This is a genomic window from Streptococcus oralis (assembly GCF_019334565.1).
Taxonomy (GTDB): domain Bacteria; phylum Bacillota; class Bacilli; order Lactobacillales; family Streptococcaceae; genus Streptococcus; species Streptococcus oralis_CR.
The window spans coordinates 701,000-726,812 of the sequence record NZ_CP079724.1; the positions used below are offsets into that span (position 1 = coordinate 701,000).

Annotated in this window: 24 protein-coding genes and 1 pseudogene; 23 read left to right on the forward strand and 2 right to left on the reverse strand. The window is 42.3% G+C overall.

Annotation, left to right across the window (positions count from 1 at the left end; all coding sequences use genetic code 11):
• Window positions 1–16 precede the first annotated feature (16 nt).
• On the reverse strand, window positions 17–1,288 hold the full coding sequence (locus tag KX728_RS03530) for an aminotransferase-like domain-containing protein (protein ID WP_215804804.1): 1,272 nt from the start codon (window positions 1,286–1,288) through the stop codon (window positions 17–19).
• Between the two features lie 145 nt (window positions 1,289–1,433).
• Between KX728_RS03530 and budA the strand changes: the two genes are divergently transcribed.
• The 12 genes and pseudogenes from budA to KX728_RS03590 form a co-directional block, all read left to right on the forward strand.
• Complete coding sequence (budA, locus tag KX728_RS03535) at window positions 1,434–2,165, forward strand: acetolactate decarboxylase (RefSeq protein WP_000375405.1); 732 nt, start codon at window positions 1,434–1,436, stop codon at window positions 2,163–2,165.
• A gap of 9 nt (window positions 2,166–2,174) precedes the next feature.
• Complete coding sequence (locus KX728_RS03540; protein ID WP_215804803.1) at window positions 2,175–2,927, forward strand: YhfC family intramembrane metalloprotease; 753 nt, start codon at window positions 2,175–2,177, stop codon at window positions 2,925–2,927.
• 111 nt (window positions 2,928–3,038) lie between these two features.
• Window positions 3,039–3,944 carry a UDP-N-acetylmuramate dehydrogenase gene (gene murB / locus KX728_RS03545; protein WP_215804802.1) on the forward strand — a complete coding sequence of 302 codons (906 nt, stop codon included), beginning with the start codon at window positions 3,039–3,041 and terminating at the stop codon, window positions 3,942–3,944.
• A gap of 139 nt (window positions 3,945–4,083) precedes the next feature.
• Complete coding sequence (locus tag KX728_RS03550) at window positions 4,084–5,241, forward strand: ABC transporter ATP-binding protein (RefSeq protein WP_215804801.1); 1,158 nt, start codon at window positions 4,084–4,086, stop codon at window positions 5,239–5,241.
• Window positions 5,222–6,028, forward strand: a complete 807-nt coding sequence (locus tag KX728_RS03555) for an ABC transporter permease (RefSeq protein WP_215804800.1) — start codon at window positions 5,222–5,224, stop codon at window positions 6,026–6,028. The genes KX728_RS03550 and KX728_RS03555 overlap by 20 nt, the downstream gene beginning before the upstream one ends.
• Window positions 6,025–6,798 carry an ABC transporter permease gene (locus KX728_RS03560; RefSeq protein ID WP_215804799.1) on the forward strand — a complete coding sequence of 258 codons (774 nt, stop codon included), beginning with the start codon at window positions 6,025–6,027 and terminating at the stop codon, window positions 6,796–6,798. Before KX728_RS03555 ends, KX728_RS03560 begins: the two co-directional genes overlap by 4 nt.
• Window positions 6,795–7,844: an ABC transporter substrate-binding protein gene (locus KX728_RS03565; RefSeq protein WP_215804798.1), complete on the forward strand. Its 1,050-nt coding sequence runs from the start codon at window positions 6,795–6,797 to the stop codon at window positions 7,842–7,844. Before KX728_RS03560 ends, KX728_RS03565 begins: the two co-directional genes overlap by 4 nt.
• Before the next feature lie 278 nt (window positions 7,845–8,122).
• Window positions 8,123–8,608, forward strand: coding sequence for an LURP-one-related/scramblase family protein (locus tag KX728_RS03570; protein ID WP_000847087.1), 486 nt, complete (start codon window positions 8,123–8,125; stop codon window positions 8,606–8,608).
• Window positions 8,609–8,629: 21 nt separating this feature from the next.
• Complete coding sequence (gene alaS / locus KX728_RS03575) at window positions 8,630–11,248, forward strand: alanine--tRNA ligase (protein WP_215804797.1); 2,619 nt, start codon at window positions 8,630–8,632, stop codon at window positions 11,246–11,248.
• A 114-nt stretch (window positions 11,249–11,362) separates the two neighbouring features.
• Window positions 11,363–12,748 (forward strand): AAA family ATPase, encoded by a 1,386-nt coding sequence (locus tag KX728_RS03580; RefSeq protein WP_215804796.1) that lies wholly within the window; start codon window positions 11,363–11,365, stop codon window positions 12,746–12,748.
• A 5-nt stretch (window positions 12,749–12,753) separates the two neighbouring features.
• Window positions 12,754–13,425 (forward strand): hypothetical protein, encoded by a 672-nt coding sequence (locus tag KX728_RS03585; RefSeq protein WP_215804795.1) that lies wholly within the window; start codon window positions 12,754–12,756, stop codon window positions 13,423–13,425.
• Window positions 13,404–13,586: pseudogene (locus tag KX728_RS03590) on the forward strand (DHHA1 domain-containing protein); the annotation flags it as partial. The gene KX728_RS03585 and the pseudogene KX728_RS03590, both read left to right, overlap by 22 nt.
• Before the next feature lie 87 nt (window positions 13,587–13,673).
• On the opposite strand, the gene KX728_RS03595 reads toward KX728_RS03590, so the two are convergent.
• Window positions 13,674–15,122 (reverse strand): alpha-amylase, encoded by a 1,449-nt coding sequence (locus KX728_RS03595; protein WP_215804794.1) that lies wholly within the window; start codon window positions 15,120–15,122, stop codon window positions 13,674–13,676.
• 272 nt (window positions 15,123–15,394) lie between these two features.
• Between KX728_RS03595 and KX728_RS03600 the strand changes: the two genes are divergently transcribed.
• The 11 genes from KX728_RS03600 (at window position 15,395) to KX728_RS03650 (ending at window position 25,780) form a co-directional block, all read left to right on the forward strand.
• On the forward strand, window positions 15,395–16,558 hold the full coding sequence (locus KX728_RS03600; RefSeq protein WP_215804793.1) for a class I SAM-dependent rRNA methyltransferase: 1,164 nt from the start codon (window positions 15,395–15,397) through the stop codon (window positions 16,556–16,558).
• Window positions 16,555–17,232 carry a type I 3-dehydroquinate dehydratase gene (aroD, locus tag KX728_RS03605; RefSeq protein ID WP_000767778.1) on the forward strand — a complete coding sequence of 226 codons (678 nt, stop codon included), beginning with the start codon at window positions 16,555–16,557 and terminating at the stop codon, window positions 17,230–17,232. The genes KX728_RS03600 and aroD overlap by 4 nt, the downstream gene beginning before the upstream one ends.
• Complete coding sequence (locus tag KX728_RS03610) at window positions 17,222–18,076, forward strand: shikimate dehydrogenase (RefSeq protein ID WP_215804792.1); 855 nt, start codon at window positions 17,222–17,224, stop codon at window positions 18,074–18,076. The genes aroD and KX728_RS03610 overlap by 11 nt, the downstream gene beginning before the upstream one ends.
• An 18-nt stretch (window positions 18,077–18,094) precedes the next feature.
• Window positions 18,095–19,162: a 3-dehydroquinate synthase gene (gene aroB, locus KX728_RS03615; protein ID WP_215804791.1), complete on the forward strand. Its 1,068-nt coding sequence runs from the start codon at window positions 18,095–18,097 to the stop codon at window positions 19,160–19,162.
• Between the two features lie 9 nt (window positions 19,163–19,171).
• Window positions 19,172–20,338 (forward strand): chorismate synthase, encoded by a 1,167-nt coding sequence (aroC, locus tag KX728_RS03620; protein WP_070697342.1) that lies wholly within the window; start codon window positions 19,172–19,174, stop codon window positions 20,336–20,338.
• 9 nt (window positions 20,339–20,347) lie between these two features.
• Window positions 20,348–21,451 (forward strand): prephenate dehydrogenase, encoded by a 1,104-nt coding sequence (locus KX728_RS03625; RefSeq protein ID WP_215804790.1) that lies wholly within the window; start codon window positions 20,348–20,350, stop codon window positions 21,449–21,451.
• 10 nt (window positions 21,452–21,461) lie between these two features.
• On the forward strand, window positions 21,462–21,800 hold the full coding sequence (locus KX728_RS03630) for a YlbF/YmcA family competence regulator (protein WP_000065973.1): 339 nt from the start codon (window positions 21,462–21,464) through the stop codon (window positions 21,798–21,800).
• Between the two features lie 90 nt (window positions 21,801–21,890).
• The gene (aroA, locus tag KX728_RS03635) at window positions 21,891–23,174 is read left to right on the forward strand and encodes a 3-phosphoshikimate 1-carboxyvinyltransferase (protein ID WP_215804789.1); all 1,284 of its coding nucleotides are present in this window, start codon (window positions 21,891–21,893) and stop codon (window positions 23,172–23,174) included.
• The gene (locus KX728_RS03640; protein WP_215804788.1) at window positions 23,167–23,643 is read left to right on the forward strand and encodes a shikimate kinase; all 477 of its coding nucleotides are present in this window, start codon (window positions 23,167–23,169) and stop codon (window positions 23,641–23,643) included. Before aroA ends, KX728_RS03640 begins: the two co-directional genes overlap by 8 nt.
• Window positions 23,640–24,488: a prephenate dehydratase gene (pheA, locus tag KX728_RS03645; protein WP_215804787.1), complete on the forward strand. Its 849-nt coding sequence runs from the start codon at window positions 23,640–23,642 to the stop codon at window positions 24,486–24,488. Before KX728_RS03640 ends, pheA begins: the two co-directional genes overlap by 4 nt.
• Window positions 24,485–25,780, forward strand: a complete 1,296-nt coding sequence (locus tag KX728_RS03650) for an LCP family protein (protein ID WP_215804786.1) — start codon at window positions 24,485–24,487, stop codon at window positions 25,778–25,780. Before pheA ends, KX728_RS03650 begins: the two co-directional genes overlap by 4 nt.
• Window positions 25,781–25,813: the final 33 nt, after the last annotated feature.

Sequence of the window (25,813 nt, forward strand, 5' to 3'; positions counted from 1 at the left end):
AAAGCAGAGTTGGACTTTAATCCAACTCTGCTTTTATGTATTGTAATAGATCTTCTAGATTTTCAAGAGTGACTTTAGCGAACTGATAAGGACAGGCGTTCAAATAAGCCTTCTCAAAAAAGTCTAGTTTGAGTGAGCTGTGTTTCAAACTGGCAATTTTAGGATAGTGTCTCAAATCAAGCAAGAGACCATCGTGTAGAGGATAGTGGGGCAAGGGACAGGTGTTTTTTTCAAGTACTTCCTTAATCTGAGCCTGATAGTTCTCTTGAAGGGTCAGTCTGGCCAGTCGATTTTTTTCAAATAACTGGCTATCGATGTAAAGAGACAGAGCCTTTTGCATGATGAGATTGCTGTCATAGTCCAGGATATTTTTGTAGGAAACAAAGGCCTCTTTTAGGGCATTTGGGAGAATGAGAGCGGTAATACGAAGGGCTGGAAAGAGGCTGGTTGAGAAGGACTTGATATAAATGACCCGATCCTCAGTATCCAGATAGTGGAAGGTTTGGCCCTTTCTAGGATCTAGATCCCCTAAATAGTCATCCTCTACGATGTAAACACCATACTGGTTTGCTAGATCCAGAATGGCCCTTTTTTCCTGATCAGAATAGGAATGTCCAAGAGGATAGTGGAAGCGAGGAATGGTATAGAAAAACTTGATTTTTCCAGATTTGAACTGTTCTTCCAGTTCTTCAAGGTTAATGCCATCAATTCGGCGTTCTATGGTCTGGTAGGCTAATCCCTGAGCGACCAATAGGCGGTTCATCCGGTGGTAAGTCGGTTGTTCGACCAAAATCTCAGCTCCCTCGCTCGGAAAGTTAATCTGAGAAAGGATAAAGAGAGCTTGCTGGGTGCCAGATGTTAGAACCAGTTGGTCGGGTTTACAGTAGAGGGCTTGATCAAAGAGGAGTTGATGGACAGATTGTCTAAGTTCCTCAAGGCCTTCTTGGTTGTCATAGTAGTTGAAGAGGTAGTTTTCTCGGCCTATCAGAGTTTCGTTGACACAGAGTCGGAAGTCGTCATAGGCACTGGCATGCTCGTCAGTGACTTCGATTTCCAAGTCTTGGTGCTGTCCTTGTTCTAGAACATAGTAGCCACTTTGGGGTTTAGCATAGAGGTATTGTTCATGGCGTAATTCCAGTAGGGCTCGTTGGATAGTGTCCTTGCTACAGCTGAAGTCTTGGCTCAGTTGACGGATGGAGGGAAGTCGGCTACCTGTTGGAAATTTTCCTGATTCGATACCTTTTTTGAGAAAGGAAATGACTGCTTGGTATTTACTTTCTATCTTCATTCCAGACCTCCGTTGATTTTGTTACATTGTACCTTTTTTTTGCCTACTTGGCAATGGGAAAAGCATTTCTCCCTTTCACAACTAGGAGCAAATGTGGTATACTTAGAAAGTATGATGATTCATTGAACAGAAGATAAGAAAGAGAATGGATAGAAAAGTGCAGGAACCGGTTAAATTATTTCAATACAATACTCTAGGTGCCTTAATGGCAGGTCTCTATGGTGGAACCATGACAGTGGGAGAATTGCTGGAACATGGTGACCTCGGCTTGGGAACTTTGGATTCGATTGATGGGGAGTTGATTGTCCTTGATGGCAAAGCTTATCAAGCCAAGGGATCTGGTCAAACGCCTGAAATCGTTGAAGTGGCAGCGGATGCCCTTATTCCCTATGCAGCAGTGGTTCCTCATCAGGCAGAAGTGATTTTCCGTCAGCGCTTTGAGATGACTGATAAGGAATTAGAAAAGCGGATTGAGTCCTACTATGATGGGGAAAATCTTTTTCGTTCCATCAAGATTCATGGCGAATTTTCACAAATGCACGTACGGATGATTCCCAAATCCACACCTGATACCAAGTTTGCTGATGTGGCGACACACCAACCTGAATATAGCCGTGAAAATGTATCCGGAACTATTGTTGGATTTTGGACACCGGAGATTTTCCACGGAGTGAGTGTTGCAGGCTACCATTTGCATTTTATCTCAGATGATTTGACCTTTGGTGGGCATGTGATGGACTTTGTTATCAAAGAAGGAATGATTGAGGTTGGGGCAGTCGACCAGTTGGACCAACGCTTTCCAGTCCAAGATCGCCAGTATTTATTTGCCAAATTTAACGTTGACGAGATGAAGAAAGATATTGATAAGTCGGAATAGGAGAAAAAGATGACAGTACATATTATCCTCACCATGATTGCTTTGGTTCTCATTCTAGTAAGTGGAACTTGGTATGCCAAAAAACGGTTTAAAATCTCTCTTGCAGTGATGGGCTTGGGGGCAATCGCATTTTTTGTTTCTTCTCAAGTGTTAGAGAAGATGGTTCACCTTCTGATACTCCATCCGCAAAAAGATGGAACCATTCCGCTTATGCAGGAGCAGCCTTTCTTATACGTCCTTTATGGGATCGCTATGGCAGCCCTCTTTGAGGAAACGGCTCGTCTTATCTTTTTTAAATGGTTGGAGAAAAAGAGAAAGCTAGAAGATCGAGATGCTTTGGCCTATGGTTTGGGACATGGGGGCTTGGAGATGCTCTATCTCGGAATGGGAAGCTTGATCAGTCTTTTGATTCTCTTTTCACTCATCCAGTCTTCAAATACTGATGTAGCCAATCTTCTTCCAAAGTCTACACTCGAAACGGTTCAGTCTCTTTCTGTATGGCAGGTTTATTTACTAGGAGTTGAGCGTGTTCTTGCCTTGGTTCTCCAAATCGGTCTTTCCATCTGGGTTTATCAAAGTATCCGTCAAAAGAAATGGATCTACCTCCTTGCTGCCTATGGTTTGCATGCCTTGTTTGACTTGGCTCCAGCATTATCTCAGGTAGGATGGATTGCAAATCCGCTTCTAGTTGAGTTTATTCTTCTCGTAGAACTTTTAGTCTTTATCTGGCTGACAAAATCTACATTTTGGAAAAAATCATAAAAAGAGGGGTGACCTCTTTTTTTATGTAAAGATAAAACAAGCTCTTTTTATGGTCGTCAAATGTCTCTAAAAATGGTATAATGGAATGAATTTTGAAAAAGGAAGAGTGACATGTCAGTAAAAGAAAAAATGCTTGAAATCCTAGAAGGAATCGATATTCGTTTTAAGGAACCCTTGAAGACCTATACCTATACCAAGGTAGGAGGTCGAGCGGATTATTTAGTTTTGCCACGCAATCGCTATGAGATGGCCCGTGTCGTCCAATTTGCCAATCAAGAGAATATTCCTTGGATGGTGCTAGGAAATGCCAGCAATATCATCGTTCGTGAAGGTGGAATCCGTGGTTTTGTTATCTTGTGTGATAAGCTTAATAACGTTTCAGTTGATGGCTATACCATTGAAGCGGAAGCAGGAGCGAACTTGATCGAAACAACACGTATTGCCCTCCGTCATAGTTTGACTGGTTTTGAGTTTGCTTGTGGGATTCCTGGAAGCATCGGAGGAGCTGTCTTTATGAATGCGGGTGCCTATGGAGGAGAGATTGCTCATATCTTGCAGTCTTGTCAAATTTTGACCAAGGAAGGGGAAATCGAGACCTTATCTGCCAAGGATTTGGCTTTTGGTTACCGTCATTCAGCTATTCAGGATTCTGGGGCTGTTGTTTTGTCAGCTAAATTTGCCTTGGCTCCAGGGAATCATCAGGTTATCAAGCAAGAAATGGACCGCTTGACGCACCTACGTGAACTCAAACAACCATTAGAATACCCATCTTGTGGTTCAGTCTTTAAGCGTCCAGTTGGGCATTTTGCAGGTCAGTTGATTTCTGAGGCTGGCTTGAAAGGCTATCGAATCGGTGGTGTGGAAGTATCTGAAAAGCATGCCGGTTTTATGATCAATGTTGCTGACGGAACGGCCAAAGACTATGAAGACTTGATCCAATCTGTTATCGAAAAAGTCAAGGAACACTCAGGTGTTACCTTAGAGCGAGAAGTTCGTATCTTGGGTGAACACGAATAACATTATTTTTACATAGCATTCAAAGATTGGGATTTTATCGCTAAATGAGGTTTAGGTCATTTTATTTCCTACGCTTGTGTCTAGCATTCTAACAAGGTCCCAATCTGTTAATTTAAGAAGAAGAAGGAATTTAGAGGAATTGAAAAAACCAATTATTGAATTCAAAAACGTCTCTAAAGTTTTTGAAGACAGCAACACCAAGGTTCTCAAAGATATTAAATTTGAGTTGGAAGAAGGGAAATTCTATACCCTACTAGGTGCATCAGGTTCTGGGAAATCAACCATCTTGAATATCATTGCAGGTTTACTGGATGCAACGACAGGAGATATTTTGCTGGATGGGGTACGGATCAACGACATCCCAACCAACAAACGTGATGTTCACACGGTCTTCCAATCTTATGCCTTGTTTCCACATATGAATGTGTTTGAAAATGTTGCCTTTCCACTCCGCTTGCGTAAAGTCGACAAGAAAGAAATCGAGCAGCGTGTAGCGGAAGTTCTCAAGATGGTTCAGCTGGAAGGTTATGAGAAACGTTCCATCCGTAAACTCTCTGGAGGACAACGTCAGCGTGTAGCCATTGCCCGTGCCATCATCAACCAACCCCGTGTGGTCTTGTTGGATGAGCCCTTGTCAGCGCTGGACTTGAAATTGCGAACAGACATGCAGTACGAACTGCGTGAACTGCAACAACGATTGGGGATTACCTTTGTCTTTGTCACTCACGATCAGGAGGAAGCTCTCGCTATGAGTGACTGGATTTTCGTTATGAACGATGGTGAGATTGTCCAATCTGGAACACCTGTTGATATCTACGATGAGCCAATCAACCATTTTGTTGCGACCTTTATCGGTGAGTCAAATATCTTGCCAGGAACCATGATTGAAGACTACTTGGTCGAGTTTAACGGCAAACGCTTTGAAGCGGTCGATGGTGGGATGAAGCCAAATGAGCCTGTTGAGGTTGTCATTCGTCCAGAAGACTTGCGCATTACCCTTCCTGAAGAAGGAAAGCTCCAAGTTAAGGTTGATACCCAGCTTTTCCGTGGGGTTCACTACGAGATTATTGCCTATGATGAGCTTGGAAATGAATGGATGATCCACTCGACTCGTAAGGCCATCGTTGGCGAGGAAATCGGTCTGGACTTTGAACCAGAAGATATCCACATCATGCGTCTCAACGAAACCGAAGAAGAGTTCGATGCTCGTATCGAAGAATACGTAGAAATCGAAGAGCAAGAAGCAGGTCTGATTAACGCGATCGAGGAGGAAAGAGATGAAGAAAACAACCTCTAAACTCTTTGTAGTGCCCTACATGCTTTGGATTGCCCTCTTTGTTCTCGCACCCTTGGTCTTGATTTTCAGTCAATCCTTTTTCAACATTGAAGGGCAGTTTAGTTTAGAAAACTATAAATCCTACTTTGCGTCACAAAACTTGACCTATCTTAAAATGAGCTTCAACTCTGTGCTCTATGCTGGGATTGTAACCCTAGTGACACTTCTTATCAGCTATCCAACAGCCCTCTTTTTGACCCGTCTCAAGCACCGTCAACTCTGGCTCATGCTGATTATCCTGCCAACATGGATTAACCTGCTCCTCAAGGCCTATGCCTTTATCGGGATTTTTGGTCAAAATGGCTCTATTAACCAATTTTTGGAATTCATCGGAATCGGTTCGCAGCAGTTGCTCTTTACGGATTTCTCCTTTATCTTTGTTGCAAGCTACATTGAGCTTCCCTTTATGATTTTGCCGATTTTCAATGTCTTGGACGATATGGACAACAATCTTATCAATGCCAGCTACGACCTCGGTGCGACCAAGTGGGAAACCTTCCGCCATGTTATCTTTCCTCTATCTATGAACGGGGTGAGAAGTGGGGTTCAGTCCGTCTTTATTCCCAGCTTGAGTCTCTTCATGCTGACACGTTTGATTGGGGGTAACCGTGTTATCACGCTGGGAACGGCTATTGAGCAGAACTTCCTGACCAATGACAACTACGGTATGGGTTCAACCATTGGTGTGATCCTCATCCTAACCATGTTCATCACCATGTGGGTGACCAAGGAAAGGAGAGAACGATGAAAAAATTTGCCAATCTCTACCTAGCCTTTGTCTTTATCATCCTTTATTTGCCGATTTTTTACCTGATTGGTTACGCCTTTAACGCAGGCGATGATATGAACAGCTTTACTGGTTTTAGCTTGAGCCATTTTCAAACCATGTTTGGTGATGGTCGTCTCATGTTGATCCTCACTCAAACCTTTTTCTTGGCCTTTCTATCAGCCTTGATTGCAACCATTATTGGGACTTTTGGTGCCATTTATATCTATCAGTCTCGTAAGAAATACCAAGAGACCTTTCTATCTCTTAATAATATTTTGATGGTTGCGCCTGACGTTATGATTGGTGCCAGCTTCTTGATTCTCTTTACCCAGCTTAAGTTTTCACTTGGCTTTTTGACGGTTCTATCTAGTCACGTGGCATTCTCCATCCCAATCGTGGTCTTGATGGTCTTGCCACGTCTCAAGGAGATGAATGATGACATGATTCATGCAGCCTATGACTTGGGAGCCAGCCAGTTTCAGATGTTCAAGGAAATCATGCTTCCGTACCTGACTCCGTCTATCATTGCAGGTTATTTCATGGCCTTCACCTATTCGCTGGATGATTTTGCCGTGACCTTCTTTGTCACAGGGAATGGCTTTTCGACCCTCTCGGTTGAGATCTACTCTCGTGCTCGTAAGGGGATTTCGCTAGAAATCAATGCCCTCTCTGCCCTGGTCTTTCTCTTTAGTATTATCCTAGTTGTTGGCTATTACTTTATCTCACGTGAGAAGGAGGAGCAAGCATGAAAAAACTCTATTCATTTTTAGCAGGAATTGTATCGATTATCCTTGTCTTGTGGGGGATTGCGACTCATCTAGATAGTAAAATCAATAGCCGAGACAGTCAGAAATTGGTTATCTACAACTGGGGGGACTATATCGATCCAGAACTCTTGGAGAAATTCACCGAAGAAACAGGAATCCAAGTACAGTACGAGACCTTTGATTCTAACGAAGCCATGTATACCAAGATCAAGCAGGGTGGAACAACCTATGATATTGCCATCCCAAGTGAATACATGATCAACAAGATGAAGGACGAAGACCTCTTAGTTCCGCTTGATTATTCAAAAATTGAAGGAATCGAAAATATCGGACCTGAGTTCCTCAACCAGTCTTTTGACCCGGGCAACAAATTCTCCATCCCATACTTCTGGGGGACCTTGGGAATTGTTTACAATGAAACCATGATAGATGAGGCGCCCGAGCATTGGGATGACCTCTGGAAACCAGAATACAAGGATTCCATTATGCTCTTTGATGGGGCGCGTGAGGTACTGGGACTCGGGCTTAACTCACTTGGTTACAGTCTCAACTCCAAGGATCCTCAGCAGTTGGAAGAGACAGTGGATAAGCTCTACAAATTGACTCCAAATATCAAGGCCATTGTGGCAGACGAGATGAAGGGTTACATGATTCAGAATAATGCTGCTATTGGTGTGACCTTTTCCGGGGAGGCCAGCCAGATGTTGGAGAAAAATCCTAACCTCAAGTATGTCGTTCCGACTGAGGCCAGCAATCTCTGGTTTGATAACATGGTCATTCCAAAAACTGTGAAAAACCAGGATGCTGCCTATGCCTTTATCAATTTTATGTTGAAACCCGAAAATGCTCTGAAAAATGCTGAGTATGTGGGCTACTCAACACCAAACCTGCCAGCCAAGGAAATGCTCCCAGAGGAGACTCGTGAGGACAAATCCTTCTATCCAGACGCTGATACCATGAAACAACTAGAAGTTTATGAAAAGTTTGACCATAAATGGACAGGAAAATACAGCGACCTCTTCCTATAATTTAAAATGTATCGGAAGTAGGAGATATGCTTTCTTGTCAGCTTTCCTAGTTGACGCAGAACCCAAAAAACGATATAATAAGAAAGTTGAGAATTGATTTTCAGTTGTCTTAGTCCAGAGAAATGGCGGTGCTGCGAGCCATCTAAGCTAGGAAATCATGCTACTCAATCAGACAATTGCATAAGAATAAGAGAATGACAAGTTCATTGAATGAAGGTGGTACCGCGGTTTTTCGCCCTTCGTGATATGGACTTGTCTTTTGATTTTTGGAGGTGTTTATGAAGACATTTCTTGTCAAACAAAAGTTTCGTCTTGGAGGCGAACGCTTCGATATCAAGGATGATAGAGGAGTAGTGAACTATCAGGTGGAGGGATCATTTTTCCAAATTCCTAAGACCTTTACCATCTATGACGCCTATGGTGAGCAAGTCAGTGAGATTAGTAAAGAATTTTTCACTTTGCTTCCTCGCTTTACTATCCAGTTACGAAACGGTTCCAATTTCGTCATTCGCAAGAAGTTGACCTTCTGGCGAGATAAGTATGAGTTTGACAATCTAGGGCTTCGTATCGAGGGCAATATCTGGGATTTGAATTTCAAATTGCTGGATGACCGCGACCAAGTGATTGCCGAGATTCGGAAAGAAATTTTCCATTTGACCTCAACCTACACCGTAACCGTCTATGAAGACTCGTATGCAGATTTGGTCATTTCCCTTTGTGTCGCGATTGACTATGTGGAGATGCTGGAAAGCCAATCAAATTAAACAAGTAAATAAGGAGATATTATGAAACAACTATCTAGTGCTCAAGTTCGCCAAATGTGGCTAGATTTCTGGGCAAGCAAAGGTCACTCTGTAGAACCATCAGTGAGCTTGGTTCCAGTAAACGATCCAACTCTTTTGTGGATCAACTCTGGGGTAGCAACCCTTAAGAAATATTTTGACGGAACCATCATTCCTGAAAATCCACGTATTACCAATGCGCAAAAAGCCATCCGTACCAACGACATCGAAAACGTAGGGAAGACTGCGCGTCACCATACCATGTTTGAAATGTTGGGGAACTTCTCTATCGGGGATTACTTCCGTGACGAAGCCATCACTTGGGCTTACGAGCTTTTGACAAGCCCAGAATGGTTTGATTTCCCAGCTGAAAAACTTTATATGACCTACTATCCTGAAGATAAGGATTCTTACAACCGCTGGATTGAAGTAGGAGTGGATCCAAGCCACTTGATTCCAATTGAGGACAACTTCTGGGAAATCGGTGCGGGACCTTCTGGACCTGATACTGAGATCTTCTTTGACCGTGGAGAAGCATTTGACCCAGAAAATATAGGTATTCGCCTTCTTGCAGAAGATATCGAAAACGACCGTTACATCGAAATCTGGAACATCGTTTTGTCACAATTTAACGCAGACCCTGCTGTACCTCGTAGTGAGTACAAGGAATTGCCACACAAGAATATTGATACGGGCGCTGGTTTGGAGCGTTTGGTGGCAGTTATCCAAGGGGCTAAGACAAACTTTGAAACTGACCTCTTCATGCCAATCATTCGTGAAGTTGAGAAATTGTCTGGTAAGGTCTACGACCAAGATGGCGACAACATGAGCTTCAAGGTCATCGCTGACCACATCCGTTCCCTTTCATTTGCCATCGGTGATGGTGCTCTTCCAGGAAATGAAGGTCGTGGTTATGTCCTTCGTCGTCTACTCCGTCGTGCTTCTATGCACGGTCAAAAATTGGGCATCAACGAGCCTTTCCTTTACAAACTCGTTCCAACTGTTGGAAAAATCATGGAAAGCTACTACCCAGAAGTGCTTGAAAAGCGGGACTTTATCGAAAAAATCGTTAAGAGCGAAGAAGAGTCATTTGCTCGTACCCTTCACTCAGGTCAACACTTTGCAGAAACCATTGTATCTGACTTGAAAGCGAAAGGACAAAGCGTTATCGCTGGTTCAGATGTCTTCAAACTCTACGATACATATGGATTCCCAGTTGAATTGACAGCAGAAATCGCTGAAGAAGCTGGCATGACGGTAGACCGTGAAGGTTTTGAAGCAGCCATGAAAGAACAGCAAGAGCGTGCGCGTGCGTCAGCTGTCAAAGGTGGCTCTATGGGCATGCAAAATGAGACCCTTCAAAACATCACAGTGGAAAGTGTCTTTAACTACAATGCCAGCCAATTGCCTTCTAAATTGGTAGCTATCGTAGCGGATAATGCAGAAGTAGAAGCTGTTTCTGAAGGAACTGCCTCTCTCATCTTTGCGGAAACACCATTCTACGCTGAAATGGGTGGACAAGTAGCTGACCACGGTCAAATCTTGGATGCTGCTGGAAACATCGTAGCTACAGTGACAGATGTTCAAAAAGCACCAAATGGCCAAGCTCTTCATACTGTTGAAGTCCATGCTCCACTTACTTTGAATGCAGAATACACTTTGGCAATTGATACGGATCGTCGTCTTCGTGTCATGAAGAACCACACAGCGACTCACTTGCTCCATGCCGCTCTTCACAATATCCTTGGTAGCCACGCAACTCAAGCAGGATCTCTTAATGAAGTAGAATTCCTTCGCTTTGACTTTACCCACTTCCAAGCAGTTACGGCTGAAGAATTGCGTGCCATTGAACAGCAAGTCAACGAGAAAATCTGGGAAGCAATTGCAGTTAAGACTGTTGAGACAGATATTGACACAGCTAAGGAAATGGGAGCTATGGCCCTCTTTGGTGAGAAGTATGGCAAGGAAGTCCGTGTTGTGACTATCGGTGACTACTCTGTGGAACTCTGTGGTGGTACCCACGTTGGCAACACTTCTGAAATTGGCCTCTTCAAGATTGTCAAAGAAGAAGGGATTGGTTCAGGAACTCGTCGTATCTTGGCAGTGACTGGTAAAGAAGCCTTTGAAGCCTACCGTGAACAAGAAGACGCTCTTAAAGCTGTTGCATCAACTCTTAAAGCACCTCAACTCAAGGAAGTACCTCACAAGGTTGAAGGCCTTCAAGAGCAACTCCGTCAATTGCAAAAAGAAAATGCAGAATTGAAGGAAAAAGCAGCAGCTGCAGCGGCAGGTGATGTCTTTAAGGATGTGAAGGAAGTCAACGGACACCGTTACATTGCAAGCCAAGTTTCTGTATCAGATGCAAGTGCCCTTCGTACCTTTGCGGATAACTGGAAACAAAAAGACTACTCTGATGTGCTTGTCCTAGTTGCCGCTATTGGTTACAAGGTCAATGTCCTCGTAGCAAGCAAGACTAAAGATGTACACGCAGGAAACTTGGTTAAAGAATTGGCTCCAATCGTCGATGGACGTGGTGGTGGTAAACCAGACATGGCTATGGCAGGAGGAAGCAACCAAGCTAAGATCCAGGAATTGCTGGATGCCGTAGCAGGTAAATTGTAATTAAGAAATTGGAAATTGAAGTCAATTAACTCCTATTTTTGAACATAAGTTTAAGTGAGTTAATTACCATACTTTAAAGATTTCTATATAACCTTCTATAGAAAGGGGTTTACAATGAGAATTAAAATTGAAAGATTTGCGAATATCAATAATGTAGATATAGAATTTAGTAATCAAATGAATATTTTGATTGGAGATAATGGTACTGGAAAGACTTTATTGCTAGAAGCATATAGTAATATTAACGATACAGTTATTTCACATTTAGATTCAAAAAATAATTTTATTTCGAGTATAATTGATCAGGCCAAACTAAATATAATTAAAATTTCTAAAGAAGGTAATAATAGTTATAAATATGAACTATCTTTCATAGATAGTTCAAAAGTGAAAAATCTATTTAATGTTGGAATACGAAAATTAAAAGATGAAATTGAGGAGAAATTGAAATCGGATGTATTGAACGAAAATTTATCGATGGATGGTTTGTTAATAGACTTTAAAGGTATTGATGAGCTAATCAATTTTTCGGGTGAGATTTCAGTAAGTATTAAATCTTTTTCAAATAACTCTGATAATAATTTTATTAATTTTGAAGATGCGGAAGACTATTATATAGAGTTTGAGTACAAAGATATTAGCCTTGTTAGATTTCTAAATGAAAGTAATTTAAAGGAAATCATAAAATCAATGAATACTAATCAAGTTAAGTATTTATTAGAGGGCTTTAAATTTATAATTGCTAAAATCATTGAAGAGAAGTTTGTAACCACTAATAATATTTTTAATATTACTTATATTCCGTCTGAGCGTGTATATTCAATGAGTAAGAATCTTGTAAAAATGTTGTCAGAAACTCCATTTTTACGTTATAGTGAAAAGAAATTTATGAAAGATTATGAGGAAGTTAAAGAATCCAAACAATTTATGGCTAAATTCTTTGAAGAAAATAGTTATACTTCAGATGAGTTTAAGGAATTAATAGGGGGAACTCTAAATTTTGATGATGGTGAGGTAATTTCTTTAACGGATGATTTAGGAGTAGAAATTCCACGTGAGTTATTTTCTACTAAACAAAATAAATTACAGAGTTTACATTTTTTAGATAAATTTCAAATGTTACCTAGAGCTTCAATGAAATATGCTAATCGTCGATTGTTAATTATTGAGGAGCCAGAAGCTCACCTCTCGATAAAGAGTATTTTAGAAATTTTTAAATATTTAAAACATCTTTCAAAGTATTATAGAATTGTTATTGCAACCCATAGTGATATTATGTTGACACTTGTTAATAATTGGTATTTAGCTAATCCTAGTAATAATACAGTAGGCGGATGGGAGCTTCTTGATTTAAATTCTGAGAACAATTCTAAGTATATGTTTACTAAATTGGAGCTGGGTGATTATGGTCTAATTTCAGAATTTATGAATGAACAGTTGTTGTTATTACAGAGAATGACTCTAGAAAGTCAACAAAAATTAAATTATCTGGAAGAGTGATTATCTTGAGAAATACAAAATTAATAAAAGATGATTTTATTGAAGAAATAAATAGTTTTCAGACTATTATTTCTGAGAAACAAAATGATTTTGTAATGAATTTGCAGTTATCTTTTCCACAAAAGGGAAAGTTATATAAATTAGGAAAGCATAATCCGGACAATAATGGGATGAATACATTATTTTCTCAAAAGTTTTGTGATGGAATTATTTTATGGTTTGTGGATAACATTGTATCAGTTTATATAATAGAATTGAAAAAAACTGCTACATCATATTTATCAAGAATTCCTGAGCAATTTCATGCATCAGTTTTGAGAGCGTTATCTGATATTGCTATCATCGGATCTCCACTGAATTATAAAAAAGAACCAAACAGAAACTTTAAAATACAATATAATTTTATTATTGGAACAGTTGAAGAGGCACCTTTATCTAGCGAAATAGAAGGAATATTTAAATATAAGAATTTGCCTGGTTCTCCGAGTAATTATTCTCCTATACTTGAAAATTATTATAGAAATATTGTTTTGTATAATTGTAGTGCAATTGGAAATCAAATTACTTTTGGATTTGAAAAAATTGTCTTTGATAAAGTTTCTCAACAACAAAAGTGTACAGTTTATGCGAGTAGTCAAGTGATTCCATGGATTGTGGAGACAAAGTCTATGTTTTAGTAGCCAGCAAGACAAAAGACATCCACGCAGGAAACCTTGTCAAAGAATTGGCTCCAATCGTTGATGGACGTGGTGGTGGTAAACCAGACATGGCCATGGCAGGAGGAAGCAATCAAGCGAAAATCCAAGAACTCTTGGATGCAGTAGCTGGTAAATTATAAGACAATAAAGATCTATCCATTTGGATAGGTCTTTTTGTGATTGCAAAAAAGCCAAATCCGGTTGGATCTGGCTTGTAACTGATAGATTTATTTAACCGCCCAGACACTGACTGAACCCGCTGCTACTGGAAATTCTCCATAACCTTCAGCATTGATTGTAACTTGTGCTGGATGATTTTCAAGGAGATCAACAAAGGTTTGGTTAGTCCATTCTTGGCCGACAAACATAGATTTGCTGTTTTCTTGGTCATTTGAGATAAGGACAGCGATTGGAGATTGATGTTCAGCACCTGAACGAACCCAACCGATACAGTTAGCATCATCAAAGTAGTCTGTTTGCTCTCCATAGGCCCTGTCTTTTCGGATGGCTAGGAGACGATCAAGAACTTCTTTGAAATCTTGTTGAGCAAATTGCCCAGAAATACCATAATAGTCTCCGTAAAAGACACATGGAAGCCCATCTTGGCGTAATAGAATAAGGGCATAGGCTGCTGGCTTGAACCATTCTTCAACAGTAGACTCAAGGGCTTGTCCTCGTTGAGTATCATGGTTGTCGACAAAGGTTACAGCCTTATCGGGTTTTAGTTCAACCAAGCTATCTGTGAAAATGTTACGAAGATCGTAACTTGCTCCAGTTTGACTGGCTTCAAAGAGATTCTGGTGGAGGCGAACATCGACAAGGTCAAAGCGTTCTTCTGTTTTTTCAAGATAGTCTAGGTTGGCTTCCTTGTCAGGGTTCCAAAATTCTCCGAAAACATAGAAATCGTCACCGTATTTTTCCTTCATATCACGGATGAAATTACCCATAAAGAAGGAGTCGATGTGCTTAACGGCATCCAAGCGGAAACCAGCTACACCAGTCGTTTCCATGAACCAGTCAGCCCAGTCATAGATGTTTTGGATGACTTCAGGATGCTTAAAGTCTAGGTCAGCATACATGAGGTAGTCGTAGTTACCGTTTTCGTTATCGACCAATTCCTCGTTGGCCCAACCTTTATTGTCTCCCTGGATCAGATAAATGCCAGACTTACGGCGCTTGGCATCGTAGTCTGTACCTGTGAAGTGGTACCAGTGCCAGTGGAAGTTATTGTAGGTATCTTGGCGACCATCGAAAGTAAAGTGAGTCCAGCCATTGATAGTAAAGGGCTCGCTTAGTTGAACGGTACGGTCCTCAGGGTCCACTTCAATAACCTGAAAGGCTTCCATGTGATCGGCAGCAGCCTTGTGATTGAGCACCACATCGGCCATAGGTTGAATTCCCTGTGCCTTTAGAGTTTGAATGGCTTGAAGATAGTCTTCTTTAAACCCATACTTGGTACGGACAGTCCCTTTTTGGTGAAATTCGCCTAGGTCAAAAAGATCGTAAACACCATAGCCGACATCTTTTTCGTTGGTTGCCTTGAAGGCAGGTGGCATCCAGACATGGCTAATCCCCAGATGAGCTAGGTGTGAAGCATCTTCAGCCAGTCGCGTCCAGTGTTGGCCGTCGTGAGGCAGATACCATTCAAAGTATTGCATAAGTGTCTGATTTTGCATTGTTTTTCCTCTTGCTTATCAATGTTGTGTTTTATTCTACCATAAAGTTTAGAACTAGGCAAACGTTTGCGCAAGATTCTATACTCATTTCTGAAATTGTCTATTTTTATCGATTAAAATCTCTCTTTCCATCACAAGGGAAAGGATGTTTTGGTGAAAAAGTAAATGGAATAAACTTATTTGAACAAAAATGACACTTAGTAAACTAAAGTACAAATGGTTAAACGGTTTCTTTTTTGAGAATTGTCACAAAATTTGCTATAATAGTAGCTATGAATAGAATTAGGGTCAGCAGACGTGTTGAAAAAAAGCTAGCTAAGGGTCTAGTTCTTTTGGAAGCAAGTGATTTAACAGATATTGAACTGACGGATCAGGCAGTAGAAGTTCTTAGTCAAGACGGGAAGTTTTTAGGGAGTGCCTATCTTTCTCAGCAGAACAAGGGCATTGGCTGGTTGGTCAGCAAGGAAAAGGTTGGTTTCAACCAATCCTTCTTTGAAACTCTGTTTCGTAAGTCCAAGGAAGCTAGAAAGCCTTATTATCAAGATGACTTGACCACTGCCTTTCGCCTTTTTAACCAAGAGGGGGATGGTTTTGGTGGTCTGACTGTTGATCTCTATGGAGATTATGCTGTCTTTTCTTGGTACAATTCCTTTGTTTACCAGATTCGTGTGCTGATCATAAATGCTTTTAAGGAAGTTTTCCCTGAGGTCTTGGGGGCTTATGAAAAGATTCGTTTTAAAGGTCTAGACTACGAGTCTGCCTATGTTTATGGTGAGGAAGCGCCAGATTACTTTACTGTTCTTGAGAATGGCGTGCTCTATCAAGTCTTTATGAATGATGGCTTGATGACAGGGATTTTCCTAGACCAGCATGAGGTTCGTGGGAGTCTGGTTGACGGTCTAGCCATGGGCAAATCCTTGCTCAATATGTTCTCCTATACGGCTGCCTTTTCAGTTGCTGCAGCTATGGGAGGCGCGAGTGAGACGACTTCTGTCGACTTGGCCAAACGGTCTAGAGAGCTGTCAGAAGCTCATTTTCAGGCAAATGGACTCAGCACGGACAATCATCGTTTTATCGTTATGGATGTCTTTGAGTACTTCAAGTATGCCAAGCGAAAAGGCTTGACCTATGATGTGATTGTTCTTGATCCGCCAAGCTTTGCCCGCAATAAAAAACAAACATTCTCTGTAGCTAAGGACTATCACAAGTTGATTTCCCAGAGTCTAGAGATTTTAAATCCGGGAGGGATTATCATTGCCAGTACCAATGCTGCCAATGTTTCCCGCCAGAAATTTACAGAACAAATTGATAAAGGTTTTGCAGGAAGAAGGTATCAGGTCTTGAACCAATACGGACTTCCAGCAGACTTTGCCTATAATAAAAAAGATGAAAGCAGTAATTACCTCAAGGTGATTAGTATGAAGGTTAGTAGATGAAATTAATCGTTTCAGTAATGCCAAGAAGTTTAGAAGAAGCGCAAGAACTGGATGCCACTAGGTATGAAGATGCCGATATCATTGAGTGGCGTGCGGACTTTCTTACAAAGGACGCTATTTTACAGGTAGCACCCGCTATCTTTGAGAAATTTGCAGGACGCGAACTTGTCTTTACCCTTCGGACCCGCGCTGAGGGAGGAGAAATCGAACTTTCCTCAGAAGAGTATGTTCAAATCATTAAGGAAGTTACTCAGCTTTATCAGCCGGATTATGTAGATTTTGAGTATTTCAGCTACAAGGACGTTTTTGAGGAAATGTTGGATTTTCCAAATCTTGTTTTGAGTTACCATAATTTCCAGGAGACACCTGAAAACATGATGGAAATTTTGTCTGAGTTGACCAGTCTCTCTCCGAAAGTGGTCAAGGTATCAGTTATGGCTCATACGGAGCAGGATGTTTTAGACCTGATGAATTACACTCGAGGATTTAAAACACTCAATCCTGAGCAAGAGTACGTGACCATTTCCATGGGGAAAATGGGCAAGGTATCACGCATTACTTCAGATGTGACGGGTTCGAGTTGGTCATTTGCTAGTCTGGATGAAGCGAGTGCCCCAGGTCAGATTTCGCTATCAAACATGAAGAAAATCAGGGAGATTTTGGATGAAGCTTGATGGCTATACACGTTTAGCTGCAGTTGTTGCCAATCCCATCAAACACTCTATTTCGCCCTTTATCCACAATAGGGCCTTTGAGGCGACAGCTATTAATGGTGCCTATGTAGCTTGGGAGATTGAAGCGGGTGATTTGGCAGAAACAGTCGCCAATATTCGCCGTTACCAGATGTTTGGCATCAACCTGTCTATGCCTTACAAGGAGCAAGTGATTCCTTATCTGGATGAGTTGAGTGATGAGGCTCGTTTGATTGGGGCGGTTAATACGGTTGTTAATCATAATGGCACTTTAATTGGATATAATACAGATGGCAAGGGATTCTTTAAGAGCTTGCCTTCTTTTACAATTTCAGGTAAAACAATGACCATTTTGGGTGCAGGTGGTGCGGCCAAATCAATCTTGGCACAAGCCATTTTGGACGGGGCCAGTCAGATTTCAGTTTTTGTTCGTTCAGTTTCTACGGAAAAAACAAGACCTTACCTAGACAAGTTGCAGGAGCAAACAGGTTTTAAAGTGGACTTGTATGCTTTAGAAGATCTTTCTGAACTGCAATCAAGGATTGCCGAGTCGGACCTGCTCGTCAATGCGACCAGTGTAGGGATGGATGGCCAGTCGTCGCCAGTTCCAGAAAGTATCAATTTGCCAGAGGCTCTCTTGGTCGCAGACATCATTTACCAACCTTTTGAGACACCATTTTTGAAATGGGCTAGAAGTCAGGGCAATCCAGCCGTCAATGGTTTGGGAATGTTGCTCTATCAAGCTGCTGAAGCTTTTCAACTGTGGACAGGAAAAGAAATGCCGACAGATGAGATTTGGCAGTCCTTAACAGAAAAATACCAATAAAGAAAGGGAGATTCTCCTATGAAAATCAGAATTGATATTCCGCATCATCCTTATGATATTCAGATTGAAAAAGGTTGTCTAGCTCAGGCTGGTCAATGGTTGCGAGAACTCTGGCAACCTCAAAAAGTGGTTATTGTAACCGACAACCATGTAGCTTCTCTCTATGCAGAGAAGGTTAAACTCAGCCTAGAAGATGCTGGTTTTCAGGTAGCTGTTTTTGACTTTTTAGAAGGCGAAGAACGAAAAAATTTAACCACTGTTCAGAAGGTCTATGAATTTCTAGTTAAGCAAGGTTTGACTCGTAGCGATGGAATCGTGGCTCTAGGTGGTGGTGTCGTTGGGGACCTGGCTGGTTTCGTAGCCTCTACCTATATGCGGGGCATTCACTTTGTTCAGATTCCGACTAGTTTGACAGCTCAGGTTGATTCTTCTATCGGTGGAAAGACGGGTGTCAATACTCCTTTTGCTAAAAATATGGTGGGGACTTTTGCCCAACCAGATGGAGTCCTGATTGACCCGCTGGTCCTTGAAACACTCGGAAAAAGAGAGTTGATTGAAGGAATGGGCGAGGTCATCAAGTATGGTTTGATTGAAGACCCAGAACTGTGGGCTCTCTTAACGGACCTGGATGGTTCTGTTGAGAGCATACTGGAACATGCAGAGACTTTGATTGAACATTCTTGTCAGGTGAAGCGGAAGATGGTGGTCGAAGATGAGTTGGATAACGGAGTTCGTCTTTACCTCAATTTTGGTCACACTATTGGCCATGCTATTGAAGCGACTGCTGGTTATGGCAGGGTCATGCATGGTGAGGCTGTGGCTATGGGTATGGTGCAGATTTCCAAGGTTGCTGAGGGAAAAGGACTCATGCCTGATGGCATAACCAAGTCCATTAGAGAGATGTGCCAGAAATTTGGACTACCTGTTGACTATGAAAACTGGGATGTTGACAAGCTTTATCAGGCTTTGACTCATGACAAGAAGGCACGTGGCAACATCTTGAAATTGGTCTTGGTACCAGAGCTTGGTTCAGCGACCATTCACCCAGTTTCCCTGGAAGAGATGAAAGACTACTTGGTAAAATAAGGAGAACGTATGAGATATTTAACTGCAGGAGAATCACACGGTCCTCGTCTGACGGCTATCATTGAAGGAATTCCCGCTGGACTTCCTTTGACAGCTGAGGATATTAATGGAGACCTTAAACGCCGTCAGGGTGGCTACGGTCGTGGTGGCCGTATGAAGATTGAGAGTGACCAGGTTGTCTTTACTTCGGGCGTTCGTCACGGGAAGACGACAGGGGCTCCGATTACCATGGATGTCATCAATAAGGACCACCAAAAATGGCTGGATATCATGTCTGCAGAAGACATCGAAGACCGCCTCAAAAGCAAGCGGAAAATCACTCATCCTCGTCCAGGTCATGCCGATTTGGTTGGGGGCATCAAGTACCGTTTTGATGACTTACGAAATTCCTTGGAGAGGTCATCTGCCCGTGAAACCACCATGCGAGTTGCTGTTGGGGCAGTAGCCAAACGTCTCTTAGCTGAATTGGATATGGAGATTGCCAACCATGTCGTGGTCTTTGGTGGCAAGGAAATCGATGTACCTGAAAATCTGACAGTGGCTGAGATTAAGGAACGAGCTGCCCAGTCTGAAGTTTCTATTGTCAACCAAGAGCGAGAACAAGAAATCAAGGACTATATTGACCAAATCAAACGTGACGGTGATACCATCGGTGGGGTTGTAGAGACAGTCGTCGGAGGCGTTCCAGTTGGCCTTGGATCCTATGTTCAATGGGACAGAAAATTAGATGCGCGATTGGCCCAAGCAGTTGTCTCTATCAATGCCTTTAAAGGGGTGGAATTTGGTCTCGGCTTTGAAGCTGGTTACCGCAAAGGCAGCCAGGTTATGGATGAAATTCTCTGGTCTAAAGAAGACGGCTATACTCGCCGTACCAACAATCTAGGTGGTTTTGAAGGTGGTATGACCAATGGGCAACCAATTGTTGTTCGTGGAGTTATGAAACCCATTCCTACTCTTTATAAACCTCTTATGAGTGTGGATATCGAGACGCATGAACCCTATAAGGCAACCGTGGAGAGAAGTGATCCGACCGCTCTTCCAGCAGCAGGTGTGGTCATGGAAGCTGTTGTGGCAACGGTTCTGGCACAAGAAATCCTTGAAAAATTCTCATCAGATAATCTTGAAGAATTAAAAGAGGCAGTTGCCAAGCACCGAGACTATACAAAGAACTATTAAGGAGTCTTCATGGCAAAAACCATCTATATTGCAGGTCTCGGTTTGATTGGTGCTTCGATGGCGCTCGGTATCAAGCGCGATCATCCAGATTATGAAATTTTGGGTTATAATCGCAGTCAGGCTTCGAGAGATATTGCTTTGGAGCGAGGAATGATAGACCGTGCGACGGATGATTTTGCTAGTTTCGCTCCCCTAGCAGATGTCATCATCCTGACCTTGCCAATCAAACAGACCATTGCTTTTATTAAGGAGCTGGCAAACTTAGCCTTGAAAGAAGGCGTCATTATCTCGGATGCGGGCTCAACCAAGTCAGCCATTGTAGATGCGGCGGAGGAATATTTAGCTGGCAAACCTGTTCGCTTTGTCGGGGCCCATCCCATGGCTGGTAGCCACAAAACAGGGGCTGCCTCTGCGGATGTTAATCTCTTTGAAAATGCCTACTATATCTTCACACCTTCGAGCCTGACAAGTCCTGACACACTTGAGGAAATGAAGTACCTACTTTCTGGTCTCCATGCTCGTTTCATTGAAATTGATGCCAAGGAGCATGATCGAGTCACTTCTCAGATTAGCCATTTTCCTCATATTCTGGCTTCCAGCCTTATGGAGCAGACAGCGATCTATGCTCAAGAACATGAAATGGCAAGGCGCTTTGCGGCGGGTGGTTTTCGAGATATGACTCGCATTGCAGAGAGTGAACCAGGTATGTGGACTTCCATTCTCTTGTCCAATCGCGAGACTATTCTAGATCGAATTGCGGATTTCAAGGAGCGCCTAGATGAGGTTGGACAAGCCATCAGCAAGGGAGATGAAGAGCAAATCTGGAACTTTTTCAACCAAGCGCGTGAGAAACGTCGGGCCATGGAAATCCATAAACGTGGTGGTGTGGATAGCTCTTACGACCTCTATGTCGATGTTCCCGATGAAGAAGATGTCATCTTGCGGATTTTGGAATTGCTACGAGGAACTTCCTTGGTCAACATTCACATCAACGAAGAAAACCGTGAGGATATTCACGGGATTCTACAAATTTCCTTTAAAAATGCTCAAGACTTAGAACGAGCTGAGCGTTTAATCACAGAAAATACGGACTATACAGTCGTCATCAAATAAGGAGAAAATCATGTCAAATATTTACGATAGTGCAAATGAACTCAGTCGCGGGTTACGCGAATTACCAGAATACAAGGCGGTTAAGGCAGCAAAAGATGCCATCCAAGCTGATGAACAAGCTAGCAAGATTTTTGCAGACTACCTCGCTTTCCAACAAGAAATCCAAGTCATGGCGCAAACGGGACAAATGCCAGACGCCTCTTTCCAAGAAAAGATGCAGTCTTTCAGTAAGCAAATCCAAGAGAACGCTCTTTTGTCAGATTTCTTTGCCAAACAGCAACAATTGTCCATTTACCTTTCAGACATTGAAAAAATTGTCTTTGAACCTGTTTCAGAATTATTGAAATAGTATTTTATCTGTATAAAAGCCAGAAATTTCAGGAATTTCTGGCTTTTTTGTGATAAAATAAGAAAAAGTATTGCAAGTATGAGGTCAACTATGAAACTAAAAACAAACATTCGCCACTTACATGGCAGTATCCGGGTTCCAGGTGACAAGTCTATTAGCCATCGTTCGATTATTTTTGGAAGTTTGGCTGAGGGAGAGACTAAGGTTTATGATATTTTGCGTGGAGAGGATGTGCTTTCAACCATGCAGGTTTTTCGTGACCTTGGTGTTGAAATTGAGGACAAAGATGGGGTTATTACCATTCAAGGTGTTGGCATGGATGGCTTAAAAGCTCCGCAAAACGCCTTGGATGTGGGTAATTCTGGCACCTCGATTCGCCTGATTTCAGGTGTCCTTGCTGGTGCAGATTTTGAAGTAGAGATGTTTGGAGATGATAGTCTTTCTAAACGTCCTATGGATCGTGTGACGATTCCACTGAAAAAAATGGGCGTTAGCATTTCAGGGCAAACAGAGCGAGACCTCCCCCCTCTTCGCCTAAAAGGGACGAAAAATTTAAAACCGATTCACTATGAGTTGCCAATCGCCTCTGCGCAAGTCAAGTCTGCCTTGATATTTGCAGCCTTACAGGCTCAGGGGGAGTCCGTTATTATCGAGAAAGAATGTACTCGTAACCACACCGAAGATATGCTACAACAATTTGGTGGCCATTTAAGTGTGGAAGGTAAGAAAATCACAGTCCAAGGACCACAAAGACTGACCGGACAAAAGGTAGTTGTTCCAGGAGATATTTCCAGTGCAGCCTTTTGGTTGGTCGCAGGTTTGATTGTTCCAAACTCTCGCGTAGTGCTGCAGAATGTGGGCATCAATGAAACTCGTACTGGTATTATTGATGTCATTCGCGCCATGGGTGGAAAACTAGAAATAACTGAAATCGATCCAGTCGCTAAATCAGCAACCCTGATTGTCGAATCTTCAGACCTGAAAGGAACAGAGATTGGTGGAGCTTTGATTCCACGCTTGATTGATGAATTACCTATTATTGCCCTTTTAGCGACACAAGCGCAAGGTGTAACAGTCATTAAGGATGCTGAGGAACTCAAGGTCAAGGAAACTGACCGCATTCAGGTGGTGGCTGATGCCTTAAATAGCATGGGAGCGGACATCACCCCCACAGCAGATGGGATGATTATCAAAGGGAAATCAGCCCTTCATGGCGCTAGAGTCAATACGTTTGGTGACCATCGAATTGGAATGATGACAGCCATTGCAGCCCTCTTGGTTGCGGATGGAGAAGTGGAACTTGACCGTGCTGAAGCCATCAACACTAGCTATCCTAGCTTCTTTGATGATTTGGAGAGCATGACTCATGGCTAAGGTATTACTTGGATTTATGGGGGCAGGCAAGTCGACAATCGCTAGAGGCTTGGACCCAGACTATATCGATATGGATGCCTTAATCGAGGAACATTTGGGCATGTCCATTGCGGATTTCTTCGCTGAAAAAGGAGAAGTGGCCTTTCGTCAAGTAGAGTCAGAAGTCCTAGCTGACTTACTAAAAACGGACCGAGTTGTGTCAACTGGCGGAGGAGTTGTCATTTCTCAGAGAAATCGTGACTTGCTCAAAACCAATCCTGATAACATCTACCTAAAAGCAGATTTTGAAACCCTCTACCAACGTATCGCAGCTGATAAGGACAATCAGCGCCCGCTTTTTCTTAACAAAAGTAAGGAAGAACTAGCAGCTATTTTCCATGAAAGACAAGCTTGGTATGAGGAAGTAGCCAGTCGGGTTCTAGATGTGACCAAGTTAAGCCCAGAGGAAATTATAGAGGAACTGAGATGAAAATTGCCTATCTAGGTCCCAAGGGATCTTTTTCGCATCATGTTGTGCAGACAGCTTTTCCCAAAGAGGAATTGCAGGCTTTTGCCAATATCACAGATGTTATCAAGGCCTATGAACAAGGCTTGGTGGACTATTCGGTGGTGCCAGTTGAAAATTCTATCGAGGGTAGCGTTCATGAAAGCTTGGATTACCTTTTTCATCAGACTCGCATCCAAGCAGTTGCAGAAATCGTTCAACCCATTCACCAGCAGCTGATGGCGGTTCCCGGTCAGTCAAAAATTGAGAAGATTTTTTCCCATCCTCAGGCTCTGGCTCAAGGAAAGAAATTCATCGATGTGCACTATCCAGAGGCTCAAATCGAGGTGACTGCTAGTACCGCCTATGCAGCTCGCTTTATTTCGGAACATCCAGACCAGCCTTATGCAGCCATTGCACCAAGAAGTTCTGCCGAGGAATATAGCTTGGAATTAATTGCAGAGGATATTCAGGAGATGGAAGCCAATTTCACACGTTTTTGGGTGTTAGGGGCAGAGATACTGAAGATTCCTTTGAACTCACAAGCTGAAAAAATGAGTTTGGCCTTGACCTTACCAGACAACTTACCTGGTGCTCTTTACAAGGCACTTTCGACCTTTGCTTGGAGAGGGATTGACTTAACAAAGATTGAAAGTCGCCCCCTTAAAACAGCCTTGGGAGAATACTTTTTCATTATCGATGTAGACTATAGTGATAAAGAACTGGTTCATTTTGCCAGACAAGAACTAGAAGCCATTGGAATCCAGCACAAGATACTGGGAACCTACCCGATTTTTACCATAACTGATATAGAAAAGGAGAGTCAATGAGCAAAGAAAATCCTTTAAGTCATCACGAGCAGTTACGTTATGACTATCTCTTCAAAAATATTCATTACCTCAACGATCGTGAACGGAGGGAGTTTGACTATCTGCAACAGAAAATGGCAGGTCCCAAGTCTGAAGTTCACCATTTCCAACAAGAAGAAAAAGAAGAATCTTGGGGTAGAGACATTGATCTTCCGACTTATGGCAGTAGAAGCCGGTCTAAGAAACGTGAAAAGGTAGCCCCTCAACCTAAAGTCAAAAAGAAAAAAAGAAGAATTCGCTTCAAACGAATACTGACTTGGTTCCTGCTGTTGATTACTTGTGTGCTTGCAGGAATGATTTTTATGTTTCTTCGAGGGTTCCAGTCAGCAGCCAATCCAAGCAATAAGCCAGCTGATGCCAAGGCAGCTCAAGTAGAGGTCTTTAACGGTCAGGATACCAAAGATGGTGTGAATATCCTAGTCATGGGGACAGATGGCCGTATCGGTCAAAATAGTGCGGAGACCCGTACCGACACAATCATGGTACTGAATGTCAGTGGATCAGATAAGAAGATCAAACTAGTCAGCTTTATGCGTGACAACTTGGTTTATATCGACGGGTATAGTAAGATTGTAAATGGCCAGAAACAAACGGATAACAAACTCAATGTTGCTTATGAACTTGGGGAACAAGAAGGGCAAAAAGGGGCTGAAATGGTCCGCAAGGTTCTAAAAGACAACTTTGATTTGGATATTAAGTACTATGCCCTAGTCGACTTCCAGGCTTTTGCAACAGCTATTGATACCCTATTCCCTGACGGAGTAACGATTGATGCTCAATTCTCAACATTGAATGGTCAACCTTTAACAGAAGCCACAGTTGGAGATGACCTTCATGCAACAGAGACAGAATCGCCAACCCAAACCATCAAAGTTGGAAAACAGCAGATGAATGGATCCACCTTGCTGAACTATGCTCGCTTCCGTGATGATGATGAGGGAGACTACGGACGTACCAAACGTCAGCAACAAGTCATGTCGGCTGTTCTTGAGCAAATCAAAGATCCAACCAAGCTCTTTACGGGATCAGAGGCACTTGGAAAAGTCTTTGGCATGACATCAACAAATCTACCATATAGCTTCTTGTTGACCAATGGCTTATCTGTCCTAGAAGGTGCTCAAAATGGCATTGAAAGACTCACCGTCCCAGAACTTGGTGACTGGGTGGACGCTTATGATATCTATGGTGGACAAGGACTTCTAGTTGATCAAAATAAATACCAGACCAAACTCGCCCAAATGGGAATGAGATAGAATGCTATAAAAAAATCAAAGTTTGAATCACCA